General features: G+C 69.6%; 23 protein-coding genes and 3 pseudogenes. 11 read left to right on the top strand and 15 right to left on the bottom strand.

Annotated features, from left to right (window positions below):
- Positions 1-86 precede the first annotated feature (86 nt).
- Complete coding sequence (locus ACFWQG_RS18265) at positions 87-1,298, bottom strand: globin domain-containing protein (RefSeq protein ID WP_378509052.1); 1,212 nt, start codon at positions 1,296-1,298, stop codon at positions 87-89.
- Positions 1,299-1,371: 73 nt separating this feature from the next.
- Positions 1,372-2,271, bottom strand: coding sequence for a pseudouridine synthase (locus ACFWQG_RS18260; RefSeq protein WP_378509051.1), 900 nt, complete (start codon positions 2,269-2,271; stop codon positions 1,372-1,374).
- Between the two features lie 166 nt (positions 2,272-2,437).
- Here ACFWQG_RS18260 and ACFWQG_RS18255 point away from each other — a divergent pair, with 166 nt between their 5' ends.
- A complete protein-coding gene (locus ACFWQG_RS18255) occupies positions 2,438-4,447 on the top strand; it encodes a CocE/NonD family hydrolase (protein ID WP_378509050.1) in 2,010 nt (669 codons plus the stop codon).
- Between the two features lie 3 nt (positions 4,448-4,450).
- Here the strand turns inward: ACFWQG_RS18255 and ACFWQG_RS18250 are convergent, their stop codons facing one another.
- A complete protein-coding gene (locus ACFWQG_RS18250) occupies positions 4,451-5,563 on the bottom strand; it encodes a Gfo/Idh/MocA family protein (RefSeq protein ID WP_378509049.1) in 1,113 nt (370 codons plus the stop codon).
- 81 nt (positions 5,564-5,644) lie between these two features.
- On the opposite strand from ACFWQG_RS18250, the gene ACFWQG_RS18245 reads away from it, so the two are divergent.
- Both ACFWQG_RS18245 and ACFWQG_RS18240 read left to right on the top strand, forming a co-directional pair.
- Positions 5,645-6,523 (top strand): oxidoreductase, encoded by an 879-nt coding sequence (locus tag ACFWQG_RS18245; RefSeq protein WP_378509048.1) that lies wholly within the window; start codon positions 5,645-5,647, stop codon positions 6,521-6,523.
- A gap of 6 nt (positions 6,524-6,529) precedes the next feature.
- Entirely contained in the window at positions 6,530-7,057 is a 528-nt protein-coding gene (locus ACFWQG_RS18240) for a VOC family protein (RefSeq protein ID WP_378509047.1), read from the top strand.
- A gap of 43 nt (positions 7,058-7,100) precedes the next feature.
- Here the strand turns inward: ACFWQG_RS18240 and ACFWQG_RS18235 are convergent, their stop codons facing one another.
- On the bottom strand, positions 7,101-7,742 hold the full coding sequence (locus ACFWQG_RS18235; protein WP_378509046.1) for a dihydrofolate reductase family protein: 642 nt from the start codon (positions 7,740-7,742) through the stop codon (positions 7,101-7,103).
- A gap of 108 nt (positions 7,743-7,850) precedes the next feature.
- Here ACFWQG_RS18235 and ACFWQG_RS18230 point away from each other — a divergent pair, with 108 nt between their 5' ends.
- Together ACFWQG_RS18230 and ACFWQG_RS18225 are read left to right on the top strand one after the other, a co-directional pair.
- A complete protein-coding gene (locus tag ACFWQG_RS18230; protein ID WP_378509045.1) occupies positions 7,851-8,474 on the top strand; it encodes an IMPACT family protein in 624 nt (207 codons plus the stop codon).
- Between the two features lie 107 nt (positions 8,475-8,581).
- Positions 8,582-9,243, top strand: a pseudogene (locus ACFWQG_RS18225) (DNA alkylation repair protein).
- 63 nt (positions 9,244-9,306) lie between these two features.
- On the opposite strand, the gene ACFWQG_RS18220 reads toward ACFWQG_RS18225, so the two are convergent.
- The 3 genes from ACFWQG_RS18220 to ACFWQG_RS18210 form a co-directional block, all read right to left on the bottom strand.
- Complete coding sequence (locus ACFWQG_RS18220; RefSeq protein WP_378509044.1) at positions 9,307-9,840, bottom strand: glutathione peroxidase; 534 nt, start codon at positions 9,838-9,840, stop codon at positions 9,307-9,309.
- A gap of 161 nt (positions 9,841-10,001) precedes the next feature.
- Positions 10,002-10,625 carry a superoxide dismutase gene (locus ACFWQG_RS18215; protein ID WP_378509043.1) on the bottom strand — a complete coding sequence of 208 codons (624 nt, stop codon included), beginning with the start codon at positions 10,623-10,625 and terminating at the stop codon, positions 10,002-10,004.
- A 51-nt stretch (positions 10,626-10,676) separates the two neighbouring features.
- Positions 10,677-11,228: a flavin reductase family protein gene (locus tag ACFWQG_RS18210; protein WP_378509042.1), complete on the bottom strand. Its 552-nt coding sequence runs from the start codon at positions 11,226-11,228 to the stop codon at positions 10,677-10,679.
- A gap of 742 nt (positions 11,229-11,970) precedes the next feature.
- Here ACFWQG_RS18210 and rsgA point away from each other — a divergent pair.
- Positions 11,971-13,053, top strand: a complete 1,083-nt coding sequence (rsgA, locus tag ACFWQG_RS18205; RefSeq protein ID WP_378509098.1) for a ribosome small subunit-dependent GTPase A — start codon at positions 11,971-11,973, stop codon at positions 13,051-13,053.
- 131 nt (positions 13,054-13,184) lie between these two features.
- Positions 13,185-13,697: a GNAT family N-acetyltransferase gene (locus ACFWQG_RS18200; protein WP_378509041.1), complete on the top strand. Its 513-nt coding sequence runs from the start codon at positions 13,185-13,187 to the stop codon at positions 13,695-13,697.
- Positions 13,698-14,030: 333 nt separating this feature from the next.
- Here ACFWQG_RS18200 and ACFWQG_RS18195 read toward each other — a convergent pair whose 3' ends face one another.
- The gene (locus ACFWQG_RS18195) at positions 14,031-14,528 is read right to left on the bottom strand and encodes a DinB family protein (RefSeq protein WP_378509040.1); all 498 of its coding nucleotides are present in this window, start codon (positions 14,526-14,528) and stop codon (positions 14,031-14,033) included.
- Between the two features lie 498 nt (positions 14,529-15,026).
- On the opposite strand from ACFWQG_RS18195, the gene ACFWQG_RS18190 reads away from it, so the two are divergent.
- Positions 15,027-15,632: a helix-turn-helix domain-containing protein gene (locus tag ACFWQG_RS18190; protein WP_378509097.1), complete on the top strand. Its 606-nt coding sequence runs from the start codon at positions 15,027-15,029 to the stop codon at positions 15,630-15,632.
- 119 nt (positions 15,633-15,751) lie between these two features.
- Here ACFWQG_RS18190 and ACFWQG_RS18185 read toward each other — a convergent pair.
- Positions 15,752-15,976, bottom strand: a pseudogene (locus ACFWQG_RS18185) (MarR family transcriptional regulator); the annotation flags it as partial.
- A gap of 285 nt (positions 15,977-16,261) precedes the next feature.
- Between ACFWQG_RS18185 and ACFWQG_RS18180 the strand changes: the two are divergent.
- Positions 16,262-17,359 (top strand): 3-deoxy-7-phosphoheptulonate synthase, encoded by a 1,098-nt coding sequence (locus tag ACFWQG_RS18180; RefSeq protein ID WP_378509039.1) that lies wholly within the window; start codon positions 16,262-16,264, stop codon positions 17,357-17,359.
- On the opposite strand, the gene ACFWQG_RS18175 is transcribed toward ACFWQG_RS18180, so the two are convergent.
- Positions 17,325-17,957 carry an alpha-ketoglutarate-dependent dioxygenase AlkB gene (locus ACFWQG_RS18175; RefSeq protein WP_378509038.1) on the bottom strand — a complete coding sequence of 211 codons (633 nt, stop codon included), beginning with the start codon at positions 17,955-17,957 and terminating at the stop codon, positions 17,325-17,327. The genes ACFWQG_RS18180 and ACFWQG_RS18175 overlap by 35 nt on opposite strands.
- A 10-nt stretch (positions 17,958-17,967) precedes the next feature.
- The gene (locus ACFWQG_RS18170) at positions 17,968-18,348 is read right to left on the bottom strand and encodes a winged helix-turn-helix transcriptional regulator (RefSeq protein WP_378509096.1); all 381 of its coding nucleotides are present in this window, start codon (positions 18,346-18,348) and stop codon (positions 17,968-17,970) included.
- 28 nt (positions 18,349-18,376) lie between these two features.
- On the opposite strand from ACFWQG_RS18170, the pseudogene ACFWQG_RS18165 reads away from it, so the two are divergent.
- Positions 18,377-18,589, top strand: a pseudogene (locus ACFWQG_RS18165) (RidA family protein); the annotation flags it as partial.
- Positions 18,590-18,701: 112 nt separating this feature from the next.
- Here ACFWQG_RS18165 and ACFWQG_RS18160 read toward each other — a convergent pair.
- On the bottom strand, positions 18,702-19,706 hold the full coding sequence (locus tag ACFWQG_RS18160) for a MerR family transcriptional regulator (protein WP_378509037.1): 1,005 nt from the start codon (positions 19,704-19,706) through the stop codon (positions 18,702-18,704).
- Between the two features lie 3 nt (positions 19,707-19,709).
- Positions 19,710-20,324: a HEAT repeat domain-containing protein gene (locus ACFWQG_RS18155; RefSeq protein WP_378509095.1), complete on the bottom strand. Its 615-nt coding sequence runs from the start codon at positions 20,322-20,324 to the stop codon at positions 19,710-19,712.
- Positions 20,325-20,503: 179 nt separating this feature from the next.
- On the opposite strand from ACFWQG_RS18155, the gene ACFWQG_RS18150 reads away from it, so the two are divergent.
- Positions 20,504-20,929 (top strand): VOC family protein, encoded by a 426-nt coding sequence (locus ACFWQG_RS18150; RefSeq protein ID WP_378509036.1) that lies wholly within the window; start codon positions 20,504-20,506, stop codon positions 20,927-20,929.
- On the opposite strand, the gene ACFWQG_RS18145 is transcribed toward ACFWQG_RS18150, so the two are convergent.
- The gene (locus ACFWQG_RS18145) at positions 20,926-21,945 is read right to left on the bottom strand and encodes an AraC family transcriptional regulator (RefSeq protein WP_378509035.1); all 1,020 of its coding nucleotides are present in this window, start codon (positions 21,943-21,945) and stop codon (positions 20,926-20,928) included. The two genes, ACFWQG_RS18150 and ACFWQG_RS18145, sit on opposite strands and share 4 nt — an antisense overlap.
- Positions 21,946-21,952: 7 nt before the next feature.
- The gene (locus ACFWQG_RS18140; RefSeq protein ID WP_378509034.1) at positions 21,953-23,137 is read right to left on the bottom strand and encodes a pyridoxal phosphate-dependent aminotransferase; all 1,185 of its coding nucleotides are present in this window, start codon (positions 23,135-23,137) and stop codon (positions 21,953-21,955) included.
- Positions 23,138-23,142: the final 5 nt, after the last annotated feature.

Here is a 23,142-nt window from a genome sequence, read left to right as displayed (position 1 = left end):
GAGCGGAACGGTCCTGCCGTGGGAGGTCACGGAAACGGCGCGGCCCCGACTCGAGATCGAGTCGGGGCCGCGCCGCGGGTCGGGATTCAGTTGGCCGGGGTCCAGCTGTCGGGGCCGAAGACCTCGTAGTGGATCGCAGACTCGGGGACCTGCCGCTCGAGCAGGCTCGCGCGCACGGACTGCATGAACGGCATCGGGCCGCACAGGTAGACCTGGGTGCCGTCGATGATCTCGATACCGGACAGGTCGGCGCGACCGGCGAACGTGCGCTCGTCCTGTGCCCGCTGACCGAGATCCTCGTACCACCGGTGCATGGTGGCGGACGGGATCTGCCCGACCAGCTCGGCCAGCTCCGCGCGGTGCGCGTGCCGGGCGGGGGAGCGGTCGGCATGCAGCACCGCGACCGGGCGGGCGGCGGCGGTGTCGGCGAGGTGGTTCAGCATGCCGATCATCGGGGTGCAGCCGATCCCGGCGGACACCAGCAGCAGCGGCGCGTCACCCTCGTCGAGGACGAGGTCGCCGAAGGGGGTGGTGACGGACAGGGTGTCGCCCTCGAAGACGTTCTGGTACAGGAAGTTCGAGACCTCGCCTGCCGGCGAGTCGGTGCCGTCGCCGGGGATCGCCTTGACGCTGATCTGCCAGTCCGCCGCGGTCGGGGAGCCGACCAGGCTGTACTGGCGGATCTGGCGGGCGCCGTCGGGCAGGGTGACACCGACCGAGATGTACTGCCCGGGGCGGTACGACGGCAGCGGCGTCCCGTCCGCGGAGCCGAGGACGAAGGAGACGGTTTCGGGGGATTCGAGCACCCGGCGGGTCACCTTCACCTCGCGCCACACCTGGCCGGGCTCGACGCCCGCGTCGGCGTAGAGGTCGCGCTCCATCGCGATTAGGGTGTTGGCCATCAGCCAGTACAGCTCGTCCCACGCCGCGGCGACCTCGGGGGTGACGGCCGCGCCGAGCACCTCGACGATCGCCTCGAAGAGATACGTGTGGACGATCTGGTACTGATCCTCGGTGATCCCGAGCGACGCATGCTTGTTCGCGATCCGGGACATGATCAGATCGGTGCTCGGGGCGTCGTCGCTGACCTGGAGCATCGCGAAGGCGGCGATCGAACCCGCCAGCGCCCGCTGCTGGTCGCCCTGCTTCTGGTTGCCTCGGTTGAACAGGTCGCGCTCCAGTTCGGGGTGCGCGGCGAACATCTTCTTGTAGAACAGGGGGGTGATGTCGCCGATGGCGGCACCGACGGCGGGGAGGGTCGCGCGGATGACTTCGGTGGACGCTGCTGAGAGGCTCATAATCCGAAGCTATTTAATTTGCATTTGAGATGCAAGATAGTGTGACGCAGGCCACGACGGCCTGTAGTAGGAATCAGGTCCAGGTGGTGAGGCGGCGTCGACTGGCGAACTCGCGGGGCAGCCCGGTCCGCGGGTCGGTGAACGCAACAGAGCGAGCCAGTAGCTGCAGTGGGTTCGAATAGTCATCGGGCGCAATGTCATACAGTGTTGGATAGAAGTTGTCCCCGATAATCGGGATGCCGAGTCCGTTGAGGTGCACCCGCAGCTGATGCATTTTGCCGGTGCGGGGAAGCAGGCGATACCGTCCGATCCCGCCGCGCGACTCGATCAGCTCGATCCGGGTCTCCGCGTTCGGGTCGCCGGGGACCTCGACACAGCGCAGATCGCCGTCCGGTTTGACGATGCGACTGCGCACCGTCCGCGGTAGGGCCAGATCCGGGTCGAATCGGGCGATCGCCTCGTACTCCTTGGCGACCCGCCGCTGCGCGAACAACTCCTGATAGTCCCGTCGCGCCGACGGCCGCACGGTGAAGACGAGGACGCCGGCGGTGACCCGGTCGAGGCGGTGTGCCGGGGTCAGGTCCGGCAGATCCAGGTCGCGGCGCAACCGGACCAGCGCCGACTCCGTCACATGCCGCCCGCGCGGAGTACTGGCCAGGAAGTGTGGCTTGTCGACGACGAGCAGGTCCTCGTCGCGGTGCAGGATCTCGACCTCGAACGGCACCGGAGACTCGACCGGTGGATCGCGGTACAGGAAGACGAACGTGTGGGCCCGGTAGGGGGTTTCGGGTGTGACCGGGGCGCCGTCCCCGGCAACCACCTCGGCCGCATCGACCTTCTTGCGCAGCCGTGCCGCGTCATCCGGGAATCGCGCGAGCAGGTAGTCGAGCACCGTCGGCCAGGCACCGTCGCCGGGCAGCCGCAACCGCGTCGGGTTGAGGCCGTCACGCACGGGAAGCGGAGCGGCGGGCACCGGACCACCGTATGCGGCTGCGCCGCCCGTGCGCGAGTTTTACCCCGATGGGGGTGAAGTTCACGCACAGTTCGGTCGTTGACGCTGGTCGTGGCGGCGGCTACTCTCCGGTAGGTTTTGTGGCGCCCGTCACGGGAGCCCATCGCGCGAGGGGGAGTCGGTGCGGATGCGTTCGAAGGTTCTCGGTTCGGTGGTGACGGTGCTGGCGCTCGGCGTCGGGTTCGCGGCCGCTCCCGCGGCGGGCGACCCATCCGGGGGTGCGGCCGCCCGGCAGTGGCAGCTCACCGCGGACCAGGCACCGCGGTATCCGGGCATTGCGATCGAGTGGGACGTGCCGATCACGATGAGCGACGGCACGGTGTTGCGGGCGAACGTCTACCGGCCCGCCGACGCCGCGGGGCGCGCGATCGAGGACAAGCTGCCCACCGTCCTCAACATCACCCCGTACACGAAACTGATCAGCGCCGTCGCCGACGCCGGCCTCGCGCTGCCCGGGGTCGAGGCAACCCTGGTGTCGTTCCTCAATCAGCTGAACCTCACCGGAACCCCGCTCGACGGGGTGACCGAATTGACCGGACTCGTCACCAGCGGCGGCATGAAGGCCTTCGGCGTCAACCGCGCCCTGGTGCAGAGCGGCTACACCCAGGTCGTCGTCGACGCCCGCGGCACGGGCTTCTCGCAGGGGGTGTGGGACGTGCTCGGGCCGCGCGAACAGCAGGACAGCGTCGAGATCATCGACTGGGCGAGCAGGCAACCGTGGTCGGACGGCGCGGTGGGGATGGGCGGCGTCTCCTACTCCGGCATCAACTCGGTGCAGGCCGCCGGTCACCGCCCGCCCGCATTGAAGGCGATCTTCCCGGTCGAGCCGGGCAACGACCTGCTGCGCGACATCGTCGGCACCGGAGGCGGCCTCGGCGTCGGCTTCATGCCGATGTGGCTCGCGCTGGTCGACGGGCTCAAGCTGGTGCCGAACGCGCAGGACGTGCTGCGCGGCACCGTCGACCAGCGCTGGCTCGCGGACCGTCTCGCCGACCCGTTCACGATGATTCCCGAACTCGTGCAGGCGGTGTCGGAGCCGGACATCGCTGACATGACCCCCTCGACGATGGCGGTCGCGCAGGACGGGCCCTTCTACCAGGACCGCCGGGCCGACCTCGACCGCATCGAGGTGCCGACCATGGTGTTCGGTGGCTGGCACGACATCTTCGCCAACAGCGAGCCGCGAATCTACAACGGCATCGACCTGCCGCCCGGCCGCAAGCAGCTGGTCATGGGTGACACCTACCACCTGAATCCGGGGCAGGGCTTCGGGACGGCCGGTGCCCCGCCCCGCATCGACGTCCTCGAGCGGGCCTGGTTCGACCGGTGGCTCAAGGGAATCGACAACGGGATCGAGAAGTACGGACCGGTCACGCTGTGGCAGCAGGGCGGCGGCTGGACCACCACCGACCGCTTCCCCAGGGCCGGTGCGCAGTACCAGCGTCTGTACCTGTCGGCGGCACCGAGCGGGACTGCCGGGCACAGCGGGCACGACGGCAGCCTCACCACACAGGCACCCGGTGAGGCCACCCGCCTGACCGTCGCGCCGGGGGCGCGCGGATTGTGTTCGCGGGACGCCGCGCAGGGCACCGCCGGGATGCTGGTCGTGCTGGGATCGGTGTGCACCAAGGACTCCCGGATCCAGGAGGCGGAGGGCCTGACCTTCACCGGCGCACCCGTTACCGAACCCACCGTGATCTCCGGGCCGATCAACGTGCACCTCAACACCGTTCACGACACCACCGACGGGTTCTGGGCGGTCACCGTCAACGACGTCGCCCCCGACGGGCGGTCCACGGTGCTGACGAGCGGTGCGCTGACCTCGTCGCTGCGGGCGGTCGACGACGCGCGGTCGGAGAAGGCGCCGAACGGGGACTACACCGACGCCCACCACCGCCTGACCCTCGCGACGAGGCAGCCGACCGTGCCGGGACAGCCGACGGTGCTCGACGTGAACATGGTCCCCACCGATGCCGTGCTGGCGCCCGGGCACCGACTCCGGGTGGACGTGTACGCGCTGAGCGTGCCGCGATACCTGCCCCTCGGCCCGATGCTGGCCGCAAGCGGGCTGCGTCCGCAGCACCTCCAGCTCGACCCGACACAACCGAGCTTCGTGACCTTCCCGACCGTCGGCTGACGGTCAGGGCAGGTCGGCGATCCGGACCGACCTGCCCTCCGCAGCGGAGCGCCGGATGGCATCGAGCACCGCCTGCCCGGCCACGCCGTCCGCGAAGGTCGCCGGGCGCGGCTCGTTCGGTCCGAGTGCCTCACCGAGGATGCGGCGGCGGAAGGCGTCCGCGAGCCGGGTGTAGGGGGCGCGGTCGATGCCGGTCGCGTGCAGCCAGTCGTAGGTGGTGGCGAACAGGTCGAACGGGGGCGGCACGGGGCCCGGTGTCGCCAGGTCGTCCGGAACGGGAACGTCGTGCTCGCCATCGGCGCCCGCCCGCCGGACGGTGGCCCCGTCGATCCACAGGCTTCCTGTCGTGCCCGCGATGCGGGTGGTCATGATGAGCGGCCCCCACGACCCGACGGTGCTCTGCAGGACACCGTCCACGCCGGTGACGGTGCGGAAGTGCACGGTGAACGAGTCCTCGGCGGTCTGGCCGCGGTCGGCCACCACCGGCAGTCCGGCGGTGACGGTGTCGAATTCGCCGAGCGTGCTGCGGATCTGGTCGATCATGTGGGTGCCCTGCGCGCCCAGCCAGCCGCCGCCGGACGCCCCGTCGGTCCACCAGTCGGGTGCCTCGGCGTCGTCCGCAGCGAACATCGGGAGGTGCATCAGCATCGTCGCCAGCTTCGGGGTGCCGATCGTCCCCGCCGCCACCTCCCTGGCCAGCAGCGCCTGCGCAGGGGCGTAACGGAACTCGGTCCCGACCTGATGCACCACCCCGGCCCGTTCGACGGCGTCGAGCATCCGCCTCGCCTGCGCCAAATCCGCGGCGAACGGCTTCTCGCACACCACGTGCAGTCCGCGTTCGGCGGCCTCGATCGCCAGGTCGGCATGGGTGTGCGGCGGCGTCGCGATGGTGACGGCGTCGATCTCGGTCAGCGCACACGCCTCCGCCAACGAGGTGGCTGCGTGGGGGATGCCGAACCGTTCGGCGCGCGCGGCGGTGCGGTCGCGGTCGCGGCCGATCAGGACACGGACCTCGAATCCGGCGTCGCGGAAGGCGGGAACGTGGGTGATGCAGCCGAATCCGGTGCCGATCACGGCGAGTCCGATGGGCTGGCGAGGGGGCTGGGCGTCGGTCATGGGACGCGACGATAGCCGCTCTTCCGACCTCCGGCGCTTCCCCGGGTTCCGGAAATCCGGCGTCGACGTACCCTGGGCCACATGGGGAACTGGACCGCGCGTGACATCACCGATCAGACCGGACGCACCGTCGTGGTGACCGGAGCCAACAGCGGGATCGGGGCGGAGGCGGCGAAGGCCCTCGGGGCCGCGGGTGCGACCGTGATCCTGGCCTGCCGGAACGTGGCCAAGGCCGCGCCGGTCGCGGCGGCGATCGGCGCGAACGCGCAGGTGCGCCCGCTGGACCTCGCGGACCTGGCATCGGTGCGGAAGTTCGCGGACGGCATCGAGGCGGTGGACGTGCTGATCAACAACGCCGGCGTGATGGCGGTGCCGAAGTCCAGCACTGTCGACGGGTTCGAGACACAGTTCGGCACCAATCACCTCGGGCACTTCGCGCTCACCGGACTGCTCCTCGACCGGATCACCGACCGGGTGGTGACGATGTCGAGCCTGATGCACCGCATCGGGGCGATCGCGCTCGACGATCCGAACTGGCAACGGCGGCGGTACGGCCGCTGGTTCGCCTACGGGCAGTCGAAGCTGGCGAACCTGATGTTCGCGTACGAGCTGGATCGTCGGCTGACCGCCGCCGGGTCGACCGTGAAATCGCTTGCCGCGCACCCGGGCTACGCGTCGACCGGGCTGCAGGGTCACACCGGGTCGCCGTGGGATCGGGTGATGGGGATCGGAAATCTGTTCGCGCAGAGTGCCGCGATGGGTGCGCTGCCCGCGCTGTACGCGGCGACATCCGATTCGGTGTCCTCCGGCACCTTCGTTGGTCCGGACGGACCGTTCGAGCAGCGCGGACATCCCCGGGTGGTGGGTTCCAGCGCCCGATCCCACGATCGGGCGGTGGCCGCCTCGCTGTGGGACGAGTCGGAGCGGCTGACCGGCGTCACCTACCGGTTCGGGAAGTAGGCCACGATGATTCGCCGTCTCAATCATGCCGTCCTGTTCGTCTCCGACCTCGATCGCAGTCTCGCGTTCTATCGGGACGTGCTCGGGTTTCGGCCGTTGCCGGGGGGATTCCCGGGTGCCGCGTTCCTGCAGGCCGCCGGGTCGGCGAACGATCATGACCTCGGGCTCTTCCAGAGTCCGCACGCGCAGGGCGTGCGCAGGCCCGGCGAGGTGGGGCTCTACCACCTGGCGTGGGAGGTGGGGACGCTCACCGACCTGGCGGGGATGGCGGACCGGCTCACGTCCGCGGGTGCCCTGACCGGGGCGAGCAACCACGGCTCGACGAAGGCGCTCTATGCCCGCGATCCCGACGGTATCGAGTTCGAGGTGTGTTGGCTGGTGCCCGACGACCGGGTGGAGGAGGAGTTGGTTCCGGGGACGCCCCCAACGCGGCCCCTGGACCTCGGCGCGGAGATCGAACGGTACGGCGCCGACACACTCAGCGGGCCGCGCACCGATCCGACGGTGTGGGAACGGATCTTCGCGCGACGCTGAGCGGAGTCGGACGGTCTGGACGCGATCCGGGTGGGGTCCACCGTCACCTGCGCCAGAACAGGTGGTGGGTAATCCCGCTGGGACTGGGCACAATGTCCAGGTGGAACCGGTCGCGGAGATCGTCCGGGGACTCCCACAGCCGCAGCCCGGATCCGAACTCGATCGGCGCGACCGCCACGTGCAGGGTGTCGACGAGATCCGCGTCGAGGAATTCCCGGATGGTGGTGACGCCGCCGCCGAGCCGAACGTCCCTGCCCCGTGCCGCGTCCCGCGCCCGGTCGAGCACCGTCGCCGGATCACCATCGACAAAGTGAAATGTGGTGTCGGACAGGGAGAACGAGGGACGCGAATGGTGCGTCATGACGAATACCGGGGTGTGGAAGGGTGGCTCGTCCCCCCACCACCCGAACCACTCCGGATCCGTCCATGGGCCGCGCTGCGGTCCGAACTTGTTGCGGCCCATGATCTCGGCCCCGATGTTGTGCGAGAAATCTCGGGTGAAGTAGTCGTCGAGGCCGCGGCTGCCGCCGGAATCGGTGCGGTTCGGCCAACTGGCCGTCGCCCCGGCCCACGCCATCAGGTTGCCGTGGTCGAGCCCGAACGGACTCTCGAAACTCTGGTCGGGTCCGGCGGCAATGCCGTCGCTGGACACGGTGAAGTTCTGGACACGCAGTAGTTGGCTCACGTTCGTCTCCCCGCGGTCGAGGGTAGTGATCGGACACTGCCCGCAACTCTACGTCGCGGCGGCAACCCCGGGCGCCGCCGCAGGCAGCCACGGCGGGAGGATGGAATCATGCCCTTCACGCTGCCCGCAGGCCCGGACGTCGAGGTGGAAACCGAGGTCAAGCACTCCCGGTTCCTCGCGGTGCTCCGCCGCGTCGACGGCCCGCAGGCCGCGCAGGGGTTCCTCGACGAGCAACGTCGTCGGTATCCCGATGCGCGACACCACTGTTGGGCCTACATCGTCGGGGACGAGCCGGCGCAGCGGGCCGAACGGTCCGGCGACGACGGAGAGCCCGGCGGTACCGCGGGTGTGCCGATGCTGCAGGTGCTGCGGGCCCGAGACCTCGTCGGTGTCGCGGCGGTCGTCACCCGCTACTTCGGCGGCGTCAAGCTCGGTGCAGGCGGACTCGTCCGGGCCTACTCGGGCGCGGTGGCCGCGGCCGTCGACGCCGCGAGCCCGGTCGGTCGCGAACGGCGCCACCTGCTGGCGGTGGACATCGGGCACGACATTGCCGGGCGGGTGGAGGCGGACCTGCGGGGGCGCGGAGTCCCGGTCGTGGGCACCGCCTACGGCGCGGTCGTCACCCTCACGCTCGCCGCGCGTGATCCCGCGGAGCTGGCGACGGTGGTCGCCGAGGTCACCTCCGGCGCAGGGGAACTCGTGCCCGTGGGGGTGCGGTGGGTGGACGTGTGATCGACCGCTCCACGCGTAATCGCCGGTCCCGGCACGGCGGGGATGCGGCGGGCCCGCCAGCGTAGGCTGAGGGAACCGGTGAGGACAGGGAGGCGTGCGTGCCCGAGATGACCATGCCCGAGGTGATGGCCGAGCTGGCTGCGCTGGAGGACCCGAGGATCCGTGCGGTGAACGAAGCCACGGCGACGACCACGGAGTGAACCTCGGTGCCGTGCGCGCGATCGCGAAACGGCTGCGGACCCGGCACGATCTCGCGCGGGAGCTGTGGGCGACCGGGGACGCGGCGGCGCGGTTGCTCGCGACCCTGGTCGGCCGTCCGACGTCGTTCGACCGGGCCGAGCTCGATGCCATGCTGCGCGACGCCCATACCCCCAAGGTGCAGGACTGGCTGGTCACCAACGTGGTGAAGCGGAGCCCGCACGCCGAGCAGTTGCGCGTGGCGTGGTCCGAGGATCCCGACCCGGTGGTGGCGAGTGCGGGCTGGGCGCTGACCTCCGACCGGGTGATGAAGCGGCCGGACGGGCTCGACCTCGCGGCGCTCCTCGACACGATCGACGCCGAGATGAAGGACGCCCCGGACCGCCTGCAGTGGGCGATGAACAACTGCCTCGCCCAGATCGGGATCGAGCACCCCGACCAGCGCGACCGGGCTGTCGACATCGGTGAGCGCCTCGAGGTGCTCAAGGACTACCCGACACCACCGAAGTGCACGTCACCGTTCGCACCCACCTGGATCGCGGAGATGGTCCGGCGCAGGGAGGCGCGGTAGCGCGGTCGACGACACCCGCCCCGAGGCGTCGGCCTCGGGGCGGGTGGGGAGTGCGGTGCTTGCCTAGCGCAATGCGGCGACTGCGGACTCGATCTCCGACGGCAGGACGGTCGGCTCGAAGCGCCGCACGACGGCCCCGTCGGGGTCGACGAGGAACTTGGTGAAGTTCCACTTGACCGCGTCGGTGCCGATCGACTCCGGCATCGTCTTGCTGACGTGGTCGTACAGGAAACCGTGATCCGGACCGAAGTCGCCGGGTGCCTCGGCGCGCAGGTGCCGGTACAGCGGGTGCGCATCGTCGCCGTTGACGTTGATCTTGCCGTAGACCGGGAAGGTGACGTCGTAGTTGACCTTGCAGAACTCCTGAATCTCGGCGTCCGTGCCCGGCTCCTGACCCGCGAACTGGTTGCACGGGAAGCCGATCACCTGCAGGCCGAGCTCGTCGGACTTGCGGTTCAGTTCCTCGAGGCCCTCGTACTGCGGGGTCAGACCGCACTTGCTGGCGACGTTGACGATGAGCAGATACTTGCCTGCGTAGCCGCTCAAATCCTCGGTGGTGCCGTCAGCGGTCGCGACGGTGAAGCTGTGGACGCTCATGAACTCTTCCTCTGGGTCGTGCGGACGGGACGGAAACGATTCTCGTACACCGGGGACTCCGCGCGGAACCCGCGTCGCGGCAGCGTCGAACTGTGCGTGATGTTCACCCCGGTCGGGTGGGGTCCCTGTGGGGAGAACATCACGCACGGGCCGTCAGGCGGTCAGGCGATCAGGCCTGCGGTGGCGGTGCGGGCCTTGTCGAAGCGGGCGGCGACGTCCGCCCAGTTGACGATGTTCCAGAAGGCGTTGACGTAGTCGCCCTTGACGTTCTGGTAGTCGAGGTAGAAGGCGTGCTCCCACATGTCGAGCATGAGCAGCGGGGTCAGGCCGATGGAGATGTTGCCCTGCTGGTCGTAGAGCTGGACGATGATCAGCCGCTGGCCGATGGAGTCCCAGGCGAGGATGGACCAGCCGGAGCCCTGGATGGCGTTGGCGTTGGCGTTGAAGTGGCTGCGGAACTTGTCGAAGCCGCCGAACTGGTCGTCGATCGCGGCGGCCAGTTCGCCTTCGGGCTTGTCGCCGCCGTTCGGGGAGAGGTTGTTCCAGAAGACGGTGTGGTTGGTGTGGCCGCCGAGGTGGAAGGCGAGGTTCTTCTCGTGCAGGTTCACCACGGGGGCGAGGGCGTCGGCGTCGCGGAGTTCCGCGAGCTTCTCGAGGGCGGTGTTGGCGCCTGCGACGTACGCGGCGTGGTGCTTGTCGTGGTGCAGCTCCATGATCTTGCCGGAGATGTGCGGCTCGAGGGCGGCGTAGTCGTAGGGCAGTTCAGGCAGCGTGTAGACGGACACGGGTGTTCCTCTCGATGGCCCCGGCCGGTCGCCGGGAGGGTGGGTGGCGAATCAGATGTCGAGCGTGTGGAATTGGCGATCGAGGTAGATCAACGGTCGTGCGGGGTCAGTGACCGCGATGCTCAGGACGCGGGCGAGCACGAGCGATGACGTGCCTGCGGGCACGATCCGCTCGATGCTGCAGCGCAGGGCGGCCCGCGCGTCGGGCAGGTAGGGCTCACCGGTGTCGAGCACGGCCCACCGCTGCTCGTCGGAGAAGCGGGCGGTGCCCGGTCGCGCGAAGGTGTCGGCGATCTCCCGGTGGGTGTCCGCGAGCAGATGCACGACGACGGTCGGGGAGTCGAGAACCGCTGTGGCACTACGGGAGGCGTGCATCACCGAGAATGCGACCGTCGGTGGGTCGATGCTCACCGACGTGACGCTCGACGCGGTCAACCCGACCGGTCCCGCCGGGGCGGTCGCGGAGATCAGCGACACCCCAGCGGGGTGGTGGCGGAACGCCGTCGCGAAGGCCTCCGCCGTCGCCGCGGAGAAGCCGCGGGTGTCGGTCCGGTCGGCGTCGCGGTGCGCGGTCGGCACTGCCGTGCGGTGCGGTGCGGTCATGGTTCCTCCGTCGTGTCGATCACGAGGCCGACGCTAAAAGCTTAAGTGGACTTGAGGTCAAGGAGATGTGGTGGGACACACACGTCCGTCCGGGATCGTGGCCAAGATTGTTGGCAATTGTTCCCGGATCCGCCGCATGACTTCCGGCGGTCTCCAACTCGGCCGAAGTGGACCGGCGCTACTGACTGCCCGCAGCAGTGCAGGGTTCGGGTGTGCCCGGGGACGGGCTCACCCTGGTAAGAATCCCATCTCCATCGACCACGTCACCGGGTTGACGGCCATTCGTTTACTGCCACATCAGCTCCATTTCATCGAGAGTTCGTGTGTGCCCGATCCTGGGGTCACCTTGGCGTGCAGCTCGATTCGTATCCCGCGTGCGCGGTGCGCCGGCGGGGTTCGCTTGACCGCGGACATGCCCGCTCGCGAGGTGGAGGTAATCCACTGCACTCTTGTGATCGGTGGCCGCTCGCCTGGACGGTGTGTTGAGGCCGGTCATAAATCGTTGGCGGGTACTGCTGCCCGGTGTTAGGGTCGAGCTTCCGAGTTTGAGTGGTGCGAGAGATGGGAGGTGAGTTGATGATCGCGGTGAAGACCGCTGCCCTGTGCAGCGCCCGGACCATCCTCACGTCCCGGGCTCCGGTCTGATCGATTCCCACCGCCGGTAGCGGAGCGAACCGCACGTCGGCTCGTGGCCGCGGTGGCTTCGGTGTCCGAACGGGGCCCCTTTCCCAAGGGTCTGACTATGCATTCATCTCAACCCCTCTCGTCCACGTTCGATCTGTCCTCGCTCGGTTGGGACGACTCGTTCGCAGCGCTGTTTGTCGAGCATGCGGCCGTCGGTCTCCTTCCGGCCCGCGTCGTGCGGGTCGACCGCGGCTACTGTGACACGTTTACCGCATCGGGTCCCGTCCGCGCGGACAGCGGGACGGTCACCTCCCTCGACCCGGCCCATACTGTCTGCACAGGTGACTGGGCGGCGCTGCGCCCGGGTTCGGAACCGGAACTGGTGGCACTGCTGCCACGGCGCAGCGCAATCACCAGGGCCTCCTCGGATCGCACCTCCCACCAGCAAGTGTTGGCGACGAACGTCGACTCTGTCATCATCGCGGTATCGCTTGCGGCACCGCTGAACGCGGGCCGGGTGGAGCGGCTGCTCGCGCTGGCCTGGGACAGCGGCGCGAAGCCGGTCGTGGTGCTCACCAAAGCCGACGTCGTCGACGACCCAGGCGAGGCTCTGGCCGCCATCACCGACCTGGCTCCCGGTGTGGACATTGTCACCACCAGTTCCACGACAGGTGCAGGTCTGGACGTTCTGTCGGAGGTGGCGACCGGGACCGCGGTCCTGCTCGGCCCGTCAGGGGCAGGAAAGTCAACCCTAGCCAACGCTCTGCTCGGCCGAGAACACATGGGCACCAAAGAAGTTCGGTCCAGCGACGGCAAGGGGCGGCACACCACCGTGCACCGCGAGTTGCTGCCGCTACCCGGCGGCGGAGTGCTCATCGACACCCCGGGTTTGCGAGGTATCGGCTTGCAGGATGCCGCCGACGGAATCGAGCGGGTGTTCTCCGAGATCGAGAGCTACGCCCGGGACTGCGCCTTCGGTGACTGCGAACATCGCAGCGAACCCGGCTGCGCCGTACAGGAAGCCATCGTCGTCGGCATGCTGGATGTGGGCCGACTCGATCGGTACCGCAAGCTGCTGCGTGAAAGTGAGCGGGCGGCGGCCCGGGGGAGCGCCCGTCAGTCGAGCAAGGGCAGCAAGACCCAGAAGCAGATCACGCGGGACCTCCGCGCGACCTATCGATTCCGCGACCGCCAGCGCTGACACCGCGGACAGAGCACGCATCCGGGGGCCTCCCGGCGGCGTGTCCGTCGGCTTGCCGCAGGCACCTCCGCCAGCCGGCCTGCCGACGCCCGCACCGTGCAACTCGCCATCGCAAAAGGAGAAGAACCGCTTTGAGCACTCACACCAACTGGATCACTCGCGCCGAAACCGATGCCGACATTCCAGCAATCCGCGAGATCAACCTCGGCGCATTCGAAACCGCCGAGGAGGCCGACCTCGTCGATGCCCTGCGCGTCGATCCGGCGTGGATAGCCGACCTGTCCATCCTTAGCGCAGGCCCGGACGGCAAGCCCGTCGGGTACGCACTACTGACTCGCTGTCACGTCGACGACACCCCGGCACTGTGCCTTGGGCCGTGCGCGGTCCGGCCCGAGTACCAGAAGACCGGGGCGGGTTCCGCCGCGATCCGCGCCGCTCTCGAGGCCGCCGCGCGGGCGGGCGAGCGCTTCGTGATCGTTCTCGGGCATCCTGCCTACTACCCGCGGTTCGGCTTCACCCGCGCCTCGGAGTACCGCATACAGCTGAGTATCGATGTCCCCGACGAGGCATTGATGGCACTGAGCTTCGACTCCGAACGGCTGCCCAGCGGCACCGTCCGCTACGCAGCACCCTTCGGCATCTAACGAGCCGAAGCTTCTGCACCCTGGGCTCGCCCGCAGTCACGCGGGCGAGCCCAGGGCCCGTCGATATCCCCTGCCTCCGCGGGGTTCCCGCGTGGCACAAGCCAGATCCGACCCCGTCGCGCTTTCACTCTGCACCACAACCTGCGCCGGCAAGTTCAAGTTCCGGCTCGTCGGTGCCGTGCCGCTGAGCAGCATGACTAGTCGATCGAGAGCCGACAAGCGATTTGCGGATAGACGAGTGCCAGGTATGCAAGGACGTCGTCGCTGACGCCCGCTTCGGGAATCCGCCGCTGGGACTGGAACGCGATGTGCCAGCTCAGTGAGCGCGTTTGGTCAGCGCCCGGTGGTGGCGTCGATGAGTTCGCGGAGGACGTCGGCGTGGCCGGCGTGGCGGCTGGTCTCTTCGATCATGTGGGTCAGCGCCCAGCGGACACTGGGTGCGGGCCTGCTCGACTGCGGCTGAGGGACGGGTGCGCCGAGGTCGGTGCACCCGTCGAGAACTCTGTTCGAGGCCGCAACTGCTTCCTGGTAGCGGGCGATGACGTCGGCCACACTGTCTGTTGGTGAGGCCCGGAAGGTGGCCTGCCACTCGGTGACGTTGTCCCCGAGGAACATTGAGCGCTCGACGAACGTCAGGTGATTGAGCAGTCCGAGCAGGTTCGTGCCCGACGGCACTGCCGCTGTTCGAACCTGTGGTTCTGGGGCACCGTCGACCTTCGCGGCGACCGCCGATCTGAGGTAGTCGAGGAATCCTCGCAGGGTCTCGGATTCGCTGTTCCCGGTGCGGGGCGGCGGGGTGTCACGGCGGCGCATGCGATGGGAGGTGGGCACGTGGTCTCCTTCGTCAGGTCTGGTCAGATGGCGCGGCGGATGAGCAGGACGTGGTCGGTCACCTCGGCGGTGCGCCCATCGGGTGCGGTGGCGATCCGTCGGCGTGCTTCGGCACGCTCGATCGTCCACCCAGCCGGTTCCAGATCGATCCCCGCGGCAACCTCCTGTGGGCTCGGGAATCGGTGGTCGGGATCCTGGCCCCATGACCACGGCGCGGTGGAGCCGTGGTCGACGACCCCGCCGGGCGAGCCACAGCGCGTCGCCGCCGTCACCACATCCGAGATCCAACGCGAGGCCGGGGGACAGACCCTCGACCGTTTCGGAGAGGACGTGATTCGGTTGCGGATCAAGGGCTTTCGGCCGGTGTCCATAGACCTCGTCCCAGAACGTGACCGCATCGGTGGTACTCATCAAGGCTCCGTTTCGTTCGGTGCGCACAGTCTCGCCGCGCTCCCCACGACCTGGCACCAAAACTTGCGGTTCTGGCACGATGGTCTCGTGGATCGCGAAACGGAAGGTGTGCTCGACGTGGTGGGCCCGCGGCTGCGTGCACTGCGCCGCGAGCGGGGCCACACCCTCGCTGACCTCGCGGTGAGGACCGGGGTGTCGGAGAGCACGCTGTCGCGCCTCGAGAGCGGACAGCGAAGGGCGACACTGGAGTTGCTGCTGCCACTCGCCCGTACCTACGACGTCCCGCTGGACGATCTCGTCGGTGCGCCACGCACCGGCGACCCGCGGATCCATCTGAAGCCGATCCGACGGTCCGGGATGACCTTCGTGCCGCTGTCGCGGCGGCCGGGTGGGGTGCAGGCATTCAAGATGATCATCCCCGCTCAGTCGACGCTGCTCGAACCGACGCCGCAAACCCACGACGGCTTCGAATGGCTGTACGTGCTCAACGGTCACCTTCGCCTCGTGCTGGGCGAGCGTGACCTGACGCTACCGCCCGGTGAGGCCGCCGAGTTCGACACGTCCTTGCCCCACTGGCTCGGCAGCGCAGACGGCGGTGTGGTCGAGCTGCTTATCCTGTTCGGTTCACACGGAATGCGTGCGCACGTGCGTGCCGACGCTGAATACTCGTCTCATCGCAAGGGACGGCGTTGAGCCACGGCGCAGAAGGTGTGGACAGCGTTACTGTTGAACGATGAATGCGTTACTTGCTTGGGCGCCAAGGGATGTCGTCGCCGGTCGTCGGAGTGGCTCGCCGCGTAGAGACGAACGAGCTATGCGCCGTCGTTGCCATCGCGCAGGGAACGGATCCTGCTCCGCAGGATCCAGAACGCGTCTGACTGCTCGGTCTCGGTCATGCCGACCAGCATCCTGACCTCGACGGACCGGACCGCTACGGGCGCCGTCTCGAGGCTCCGCCGGCCGCGAGGCGTGAGCCGCGTGGGAAGTACCTTCCCGACGGGCGCCTCCGCAGGCCCTGTCGCAACCAGGTCACTCTCCGCGACCGCGCCTGACGGATTGACGCAGTGACTCGCTGTCCTCCTCGAGACAGCGGAGATGTTCCAACGCGAAAGCGAGCAGCAGTCGGCGCAACTGCTTGCGGGCACTGCTACAGTGGCGGCCATGCAGCGCGCATATTTCTGGTTTAGCAGGCCGGCCCCGGGTGGGTCGGTCGGCGTAACCACGCGCTGACCTCTCCACCCCGAGCCGGAATCGACCGGCTCGCGGATGCGTCACACGTCCTGGGTCGGCCGCCAGACCGTCACCGACGAACAGGACACGCAATGACCCTCACGATCGACACCACCCGCGATCTCGACGATCAGCGGACCATCTCGATCTCCCCGCTGGCCGCGCCGAGCGTGATCCGCGGTGAGCACCCCGCCGACGACGCGGTCGCGGCCACGGTCCGGGCAGGTCGCGGCGCTACCGTCGACATCCTCACCGGCCGCGACGACCGGCTGATGGTCGTGGTCGGGCCGTGCTCCGTGCACGACACCGAGGCCGCCCTCGACTACGCCCGCAGGCTCGCAGCCAAGGCCGACGAGCATCGCGACACCCTGCACGTCGTGATGCGGGTGTACTTCGAGAAGCCGCGCACCACCCTCGGGTGGAAGGGATTGATCAACGACCCGCACCTGGACGGCACCTTCGACATCAACACTGGGCTGCGGATGGGCCGCAAGCTGCTCGTCGACATCACCGAGATCGGCCTCCCTGTCGGGTGTGAGTTCCTCGACCCGATCACCCCGCAGTACATCGCGGACCTGGTCAGCTACGGCTCGATCGGTGCCCGCACCGCGGCCAGCCAGGTGCACCGGCAGTTGTGCAGTGCGCTGTCGATGCCGGTCGGCATCAAGAACTCCACCGAGGGTGACGTGCAGGTTGCCGTCGACGGCACCCGCGCCGCCGGCGCCAGCCACGTGTTCCCCGGTACCGACCTGGGCGGTCAGTCCGCGCTGATCCGTACGGTCGGCAACCCGGACTGCCACGTCATCCTGCGCGGCAGCAGTGCCGGACCGAACTACGACCGCGAGTCGGTCGCGGACACCCTTGCGCGGCTTGCCAAGGCGGGTCTGCCGGAGCGGGTCGTCGTCGATGCCAGTCACGGCAACAGTCAGAAGAATCACGAGCGTCAGGTCGATGTCGTCACCGACATCGCCAATCGAATCGCCGGCGGCGAGAAGGGCGTCGTCGGGATCATGCTGGAGAGCTTCCTCTCGGCGGGTAGGCAGGACCTGACCCTCGGCCGCGCGGACGAGCTCACCTACGGGCAGTCCATCACCGACGCCTGCCTCGACTGGGGCACCACGGCCGCGCAGCTGGACCGGCTCGCCGCGGCGGTGGTCAGCGCACGCCGCGCGTCCGGAACTGCACGCTGATTCGCGGACCGGTGGGGCGCGTCGTCTTCGGGACGGCGTGCTCCCAGGTGCGTTGACAGGATCCGCCCATGACGAGCAGGTCGCCGTGGCCGAGGGAGAACCTGGGAGCCTCGCCACCACCACCGCGGGGTCGGAGTGCCAGTGGACGCGCCGCGCCGAGGGACAGGATCGCGACCATCGTGTCCTCGGTGGCGCCGCGCCCGATGGTGTCACCGTGCCAGGCGACGCTGTCGTGACCGTCCCGGTACCAGCACAGTCCGGCGGTGGTGAATGCTTCGCGCAGCTCCGGGCGGTAGTGCTCGCTGAGGAGGTCCCGCGCCCGAGCCAGCAACGGGTGGGGGAGTGCGACCTCCCTGTCGTAGAACGCGACCAGGCGCGGGACGCTGATCACGCGGTCGTACATTCGGCGTTTCTCCGCGCGCCACGCCGCCGAGGTCGTGAGGTGGGTGAACAGGCTGTCCGACCCGCTGAGCCAGCCGGGGAGCACGTCCACCCAGGCGCCGCCCGCGAGTTCGCGGCGGCGCACACCGGTCAGTGACGCGAACCGTGGACCGGCGGTGGGATCGTCGAACAGCGACGCCTGCAGGGCCTGTTCCATGCGACCGATGCTACCCCGATGCTCGAACAGATGTTCCCATTCTTGGGGCAGGCTCGGCGTCGTCGAAACGTGTGCGGGCCGATTCGATCGCGGGCAGGTGCTCGTCGGCCCATGCGAGCAGGACGTCGACCGGGTGGCGCAGGGTCTTTCCGAGCGGCGTCATCCGGTACTCGACCGCCACCGGGCGGGAACCGATCACCGTGCGCTCGATGATGCCGTTGCGTTCGAGTCGCCGCAGGGTTGCCGTCAGTGACTTCTGGGTCACCGCCGGGATCGCGCGTCGCAGTTCGTTGAACCGGTGGGGGCTCTCGCACAGCTCGTTGCACACCGCCAACGACCACTTGTCGAGGACCTGGTCGAGCAGTTCGCGGTGCGGCGCGGTGACTCGCAGTTCGTCCGCGGGCCCCTATCACCACGTCGCGGGAGCGTCCTTCGCTGACGTTCTGCGACTGACGTTCTACGTCACCGGATGGGCGCCCGAGAGGATCGGCGACTTCATGGCCGGCGTGGAGCAGGTTGCCGCCGAAGTCGGACTGCCGTCGCCGATGCCACCTGCCTCGCTCATCGGCGTCGACTACCTCTTCGAGCCCGACGTTCTCGTCGAGGTGGAGGCGACAGCCGTCCTCGACTGAACCTCGGTCCTGTAACGGCCCGGGTTTCGCGAACGGTCCGGGTGAATCACGGCCGACCGGGGAGGAACGACACACGGACCCCGCCCCGGAGGGGGCTCCGGGTGTCGTGGGCTCACGCGGGACCGGCCTGATCCCGCAAATGCACGATCGCCGCCGCCGTCGCCGCGACGGTCCGGTCGGCATCCGCGGTGAGTCGGAGCAGGGCCTGGTGTGCCGTGGTGCCGGGAATCTCGGCCAACGCCTGCGTGATTCGGAGTCGGGTGGGTCCGTCGGCGGAGGAGTCGACGCCGCCCTGCAGGGCCCCGACGATCTCGTCGCCGACCCCAGCGACCTCCGCGAGCCGGCCCAGCACCTCCGCGGCCTCGACGTCACGACCACCGGCGACGACCATCCCGAGGAGCACGGGAATCGCGTCGACGCCACCGCGGGCGCCGAGTTCGAGGGCGGCGCGGCCGCGGACGGCACCGTCCGCGTCGCCGATCGCCCGCCGCAGCAGGGCGGTGGCCTCCGCGGCGGGTACCGACGCGATCGCCTCGACGGCGCGGCGCCGCACCTCGGCGGCGTCGGCGTCCAGACCGACTGCCAGCTCCGCCAACCCTCGACCGTCCGCCCGCGCCAACGACCACCTCAGCGCCCCCGCGACGTTGGCGTCCTCCTCGGTGAGCGCCGCCTCGGCCAGGGCCCGGGCGGGCACCGGCGCCTCGTGCGATAGCACCGCCTGCTGGCGGCGTCCCCCGGACTCCGATTCCAGCGCACGCAGCAGTGCAACCAGATGCAGGACGTCACCCCACTGTGCAGGCGCGGCGGCGTCCACGCGTTCGAGCCTGGTGAGCAGTTCCTGCTCGGCGGCGATCCGCTGCCGGGTGTGCCGGATCAGCTGGCCGACCAGCTCGGCAGGCGCGAATCCGGGCTCGTCGAGGGCCCGCCGGGCGTCGGTGAGGGATAGGCCGAGCGTCCGCAGGCTCTCGACGTGGAAGAGCCGGCGGATGTCGTCGGGCGAGTACTCGCGGTAGCCGCCCGAGGTGCGGCCGGTCGGCTGTACCAGCCCCAGCGCGTCGTAGTGCCGCAGCATCCGCGCGCTGAGGCCGGTGAGCCGCGAGACCTCGCCGATCAACACCCGCTATGCCCCGCGGCCAACGGCGACGCGTTTCGCCGCCTCGACCGACAGCGTGAACCCGCTGTCGGGATCCCGATGCAGCCGCTCGGTGGCCTCGGCGTGGGCGCAGACCAGCGGGTCCACGCTGGTGGTTGCCGCGTCGAGGACCGGGACGATCGTGTCCCCGAGCGCCACCAGCGCACGGCTCAGGCTCAGCTGCACGTCCCGGTCGCCGCGCCCCAGCGCCCGTGCCAGCGCGCCGGCGAGCCCGGCCTCGTCGCCGGGCGGGACGAGCGCGACCGCCGCCCGCCATGCGGCCCGCGCCACCTCGTCGTCATCGTCGTGCAGCAGACCCGACACCGCGGGCCAGGCCCGACGGTCCCCGACCTTGGACAGCGTGTGCAGCGCCTGGCTCCTGGCCTGCCCAAGGTCGGAGCCGAGTTCGCGGATCAGCAGGGGCACCGTGACGTCGGCGGGCAACCGGCACAACGCCCAGGTCAGCATGTCGCGGACGAAGAAGTCCGGTTCGACGGCACACCGCGCGACCAGGGCATCCGCCGTGCCGGGGTCGGGCTCGGTCCCGGCGGCGAGCGCGGCCCGCAGCCGCCGCGACGGGTGCGGGTCGGCGAGTGCGCCGATCCCGGTGGCGACCTGCCCACCCCCGTCGGTGCTGGTCGTGTCGGTGGTGTTCGGGTTGGTCGGGTTCACGTGCAACCACCTCCTTCGTCCGCCACTCCAGTCCCTGACACTGTGTCAGGGTCAAGGGCGCTGTGTCGTGGATCATCGAGAGTGTCGGTGCGGCGTCGTACCGTCCTGGCATGAGCTACGAAATTCAGGTGACGGTGGATTCGGGGCGGCCGCACGATCAGGCGAAGTGGTGGGCGCAGACCCTCGGCTGGCGGGTGGAGCCCAGCGACGAGGACTTCATCCGCGGGCTCGTGGCGGCCGGGCAGGCCCGCGAGGAGGACACCGAGGTCTACGACGGGGTGCTGGTGTGGCGGGTGGGGGCCGGGATCTCCGACCCCGCGCACCCGGACCGGCCGCGGGTGCTGTTCCAGTTGGTTCCCGAGGGCAAGACGGTCAAGAACCGGATGCATTTCGACGTCCGCGCCGGGGACGACCGGGAGGCCGTCGCGCAGGCGCTCGTCGCACGCGGGGCGGCGATCGCGCACCGTGGGGAGCAGGGGCCGTTCCGGTGGATCACGATGACCGACCCGGAGGGCAACGAATTCTGCCTCACCTAGCGAAATGCGCCCGGGGTGCTGCCGGTCCACCGCTTGAACGCGCGGCGGAACGCGCTCGGCTCGGAGAACCCGAGCCGAGTCGAGATGTCGTCGACAGAGTCGCCGCGGGCGAGCCCGGAGATGGCGGCGTCCCGCAGCACCTCCTCGCGCAGCTGGTTCAGTGACGTCCCCTCGTGCCGGAGCAGCCGCCGCAGGTGGGCGGCGCTGATGGAGAGCATCTCGGCGATGTCCTCCGCCGTCGCCGCCCGCCCGGCCGCGCCGCGTTCGAGCGCCTTCCGGACCTGCGTTGCCGCGCTGCTGTCGTAATCGCGTTCGGAGAACAACAGATTCGGTGATTCGCGCAGGTACTCCTCGAGGGTCTCCTCGGTCTGGATGATCGGTGCCCGCAGCACCGCGTTGTCCAACTCGATCGCCGCATGGTCGGCACCGAAACTCACCCGAACCCCGAAGATCGCGTCATAGCTGCGGGCCAGGGTCCGGTCCGGCTCCGGATACGGCAGCCGGACCGCCACCAGCTTCACGCGCCTGCCGACCAGCCACGCCGCGAACCGATGCAGCAACATCAGAACGAAGTCGGTGAGCAGTTGATCGGCGGCGTCGGCGATCTCCGGCCGCAGCGCCGCGTCCCGTTGCGGGATCTCCACGTGCAGCACCGTGGTCGTCGGCGTGGCCTCCAGCCGCAGCGGCGACAGTCCCGGCAGCACCCGGATCACGTCGGCGAGCCGGTCCAGCGCGGCACCGAGGTCGGGACGGTGGATCAGGGTCAGGCACACCACACGGAACGTGCCGCGCGGCACCGGGGCGGTGCCGAGCCCGAACAGTTCGTCGTCGGTCAGCCGCCACGCGGCCTGCGTGAACCGGGTCAGCTGCGCGGGCGTGATCCGGCCAGCGCCCTCACCGAGCACCGCAGGGGGGATGCCCGCCGCGGTCAGCGGCGCCCCCATGTCGAAACCGGCGCCGGCGGCGAGGGTGGCGGCGCGGCGGACGAAGTCCGCGGGGACGGTCCGCCCGCTCATCGGCCGGTCACCACCGTCCCGCCAGCTGGTGGAGACGGGCGATCGCCTCGGTTAGCACGTCGTCCCGCTTGCAGAAGGCGAAGCGCACCAGTCGGTTCCACGGCTCCCGGTGATCGCTGAACACGCTGACCGGCACCGCGGCCACCCCGACCCGCTCCGGAAGTGCGCGACAGAACTGCACGCCGTCGTCGATCCCCAACGGGGAAATGTCCGCGCACACGAAGTAGGTTCCCGCGCTGGCACGGACACCGAACCCGGCCTCGGCGAGGGCGGCCGACAACCGGTCACGCTTGTGCTGCAACACCGCTCGCTGCTCGGTCACCCAGGGCATTTCGAACCGAAGCGCGTGCGCGACCGCGGGCTGGAACGGGCCGCCGGCGACAAACGACATGAACTGCTTTGCCGTGCGCACCGCGTCGACGAGTTCCGCTGGGCCGCAGACCCATCCGGTCTTCCAACCGGTGACCGCGAACGTCTTCGCGGCACTCGACACCGTCACCGTCCGCTCCGCCATCCCCGGCAGCATCCCGATCGGGCTGTGGGCTGCGCCGTCGAACACCAGATGCTCGTACACCTCGTCGCTGAGCACCAGCACCTCGTGCCGGACCGCGAGCTCGGCGATCGCGGCCAGCTCGGCGTCGGACAGGACGGTGCCCGTCGGATTGTGCGGGGTGTTCACCACGATCATCCGGGTCCGCGGCCCGACCGCCGCCCGCAACGCGTCCAGATCCAGCGCGAACCCGTCCCCGTCGGCAACCAGAGGCACCGTCCGCCGCACCCCGCCGGCGAGCGCGACGGCCGCGGCGTAGGAGTCGTAGTACGGCTCGATCAGCACCACCTCCTCACCCGGTTCCACCAGCCCGAGCAGCGTCGCGCTGATCGCCTCGGTCGCACCGACCGTGACCAGCACCTCGGTGTCCGGGTCGAAGACCTGCCCGTACCGGGCGGCGCGGTCCGCGGCGATCGCCTCCCGCAGCACCGGCATCCCCGGCCCCGGCGGGTACTGGTTCAGGCCGTCCGCGATCGCGGTGCGGGCGACCTCCAGCATCGCCGCAGGCCCGTCGGTGTCGGGGAAGCCCTGCCCCAGGTTGATCGCGCCGGTCCGCACCGCAAGAGCCGTCATCTCCGCGAAGATCGTCGAGGCGAACGGTTGCAGGCGGGTCACCGTCTGACTGTGGCGTGCGGCGGGCATTGCCC

Origin of the sequence: Rhodococcus sp. NPDC058532 (assembly GCF_042719255.1) — a bacterium.
Classification (GTDB): Bacteria; Actinomycetota; Actinomycetes; order Mycobacteriales; family Mycobacteriaceae; genus Rhodococcus_G.
The sequence above is the reverse complement of the archived record's forward strand: the minus strand, read 5'-3'. Positions and strand labels throughout refer to the sequence as shown.

Coding starts and splice junctions, on each gene's coding strand:
- ACFWQG_RS18245 (WP_378509048.1), top strand. CDS start 5,645: ATGGGGAACTGGACCGCGCGTGACATCACCGATCAGACCGGACGCACC.
- ACFWQG_RS18255 (WP_378509050.1), top strand. CDS start 2,438: ATGCGTTCGAAGGTTCTCGGTTCGGTGGTGACGGTGCTGGCGCTCGGC.
- ACFWQG_RS18220 (WP_378509044.1), bottom strand. CDS start 9,840: ATGAGCGTCCACAGCTTCACCGTCGCGACCGCTGACGGCACCACCGAG.
- ACFWQG_RS18145 (WP_378509035.1), bottom strand. CDS start 21,945: ATGAGCGGGCGGACCGTCCCCGCGGACTTCGTCCGCCGCGCCGCCACC.
- ACFWQG_RS18210 (WP_378509042.1), bottom strand. CDS start 11,228: ATGACCGCACCGCACCGCACGGCAGTGCCGACCGCGCACCGCGACGCC.
- ACFWQG_RS18230 (WP_378509045.1), top strand. CDS start 7,851: ATGCCCTTCACGCTGCCCGCAGGCCCGGACGTCGAGGTGGAAACCGAG.
- ACFWQG_RS18250 (WP_378509049.1), bottom strand. CDS start 5,563: ATGACCGACGCCCAGCCCCCTCGCCAGCCCATCGGACTCGCCGTGATC.
- ACFWQG_RS18150 (WP_378509036.1), top strand. CDS start 20,504: ATGAGCTACGAAATTCAGGTGACGGTGGATTCGGGGCGGCCGCACGAT.
- ACFWQG_RS18240 (WP_378509047.1), top strand. CDS start 6,530: ATGATTCGCCGTCTCAATCATGCCGTCCTGTTCGTCTCCGACCTCGAT.
- ACFWQG_RS18180 (WP_378509039.1), top strand. CDS start 16,262: ATGACCCTCACGATCGACACCACCCGCGATCTCGACGATCAGCGGACC.
- ACFWQG_RS18265 (WP_378509052.1), bottom strand. CDS start 1,298: ATGAGCCTCTCAGCAGCGTCCACCGAAGTCATCCGCGCGACCCTCCCC.
- ACFWQG_RS18140 (WP_378509034.1), bottom strand. CDS start 23,137: ATGCCCGCCGCACGCCACAGTCAGACGGTGACCCGCCTGCAACCGTTC.
- rsgA (WP_378509098.1), top strand. CDS start 11,971: ATGCATTCATCTCAACCCCTCTCGTCCACGTTCGATCTGTCCTCGCTC.
- ACFWQG_RS18175 (WP_378509038.1), bottom strand. CDS start 17,957: ATGGAACAGGCCCTGCAGGCGTCGCTGTTCGACGATCCCACCGCCGGT.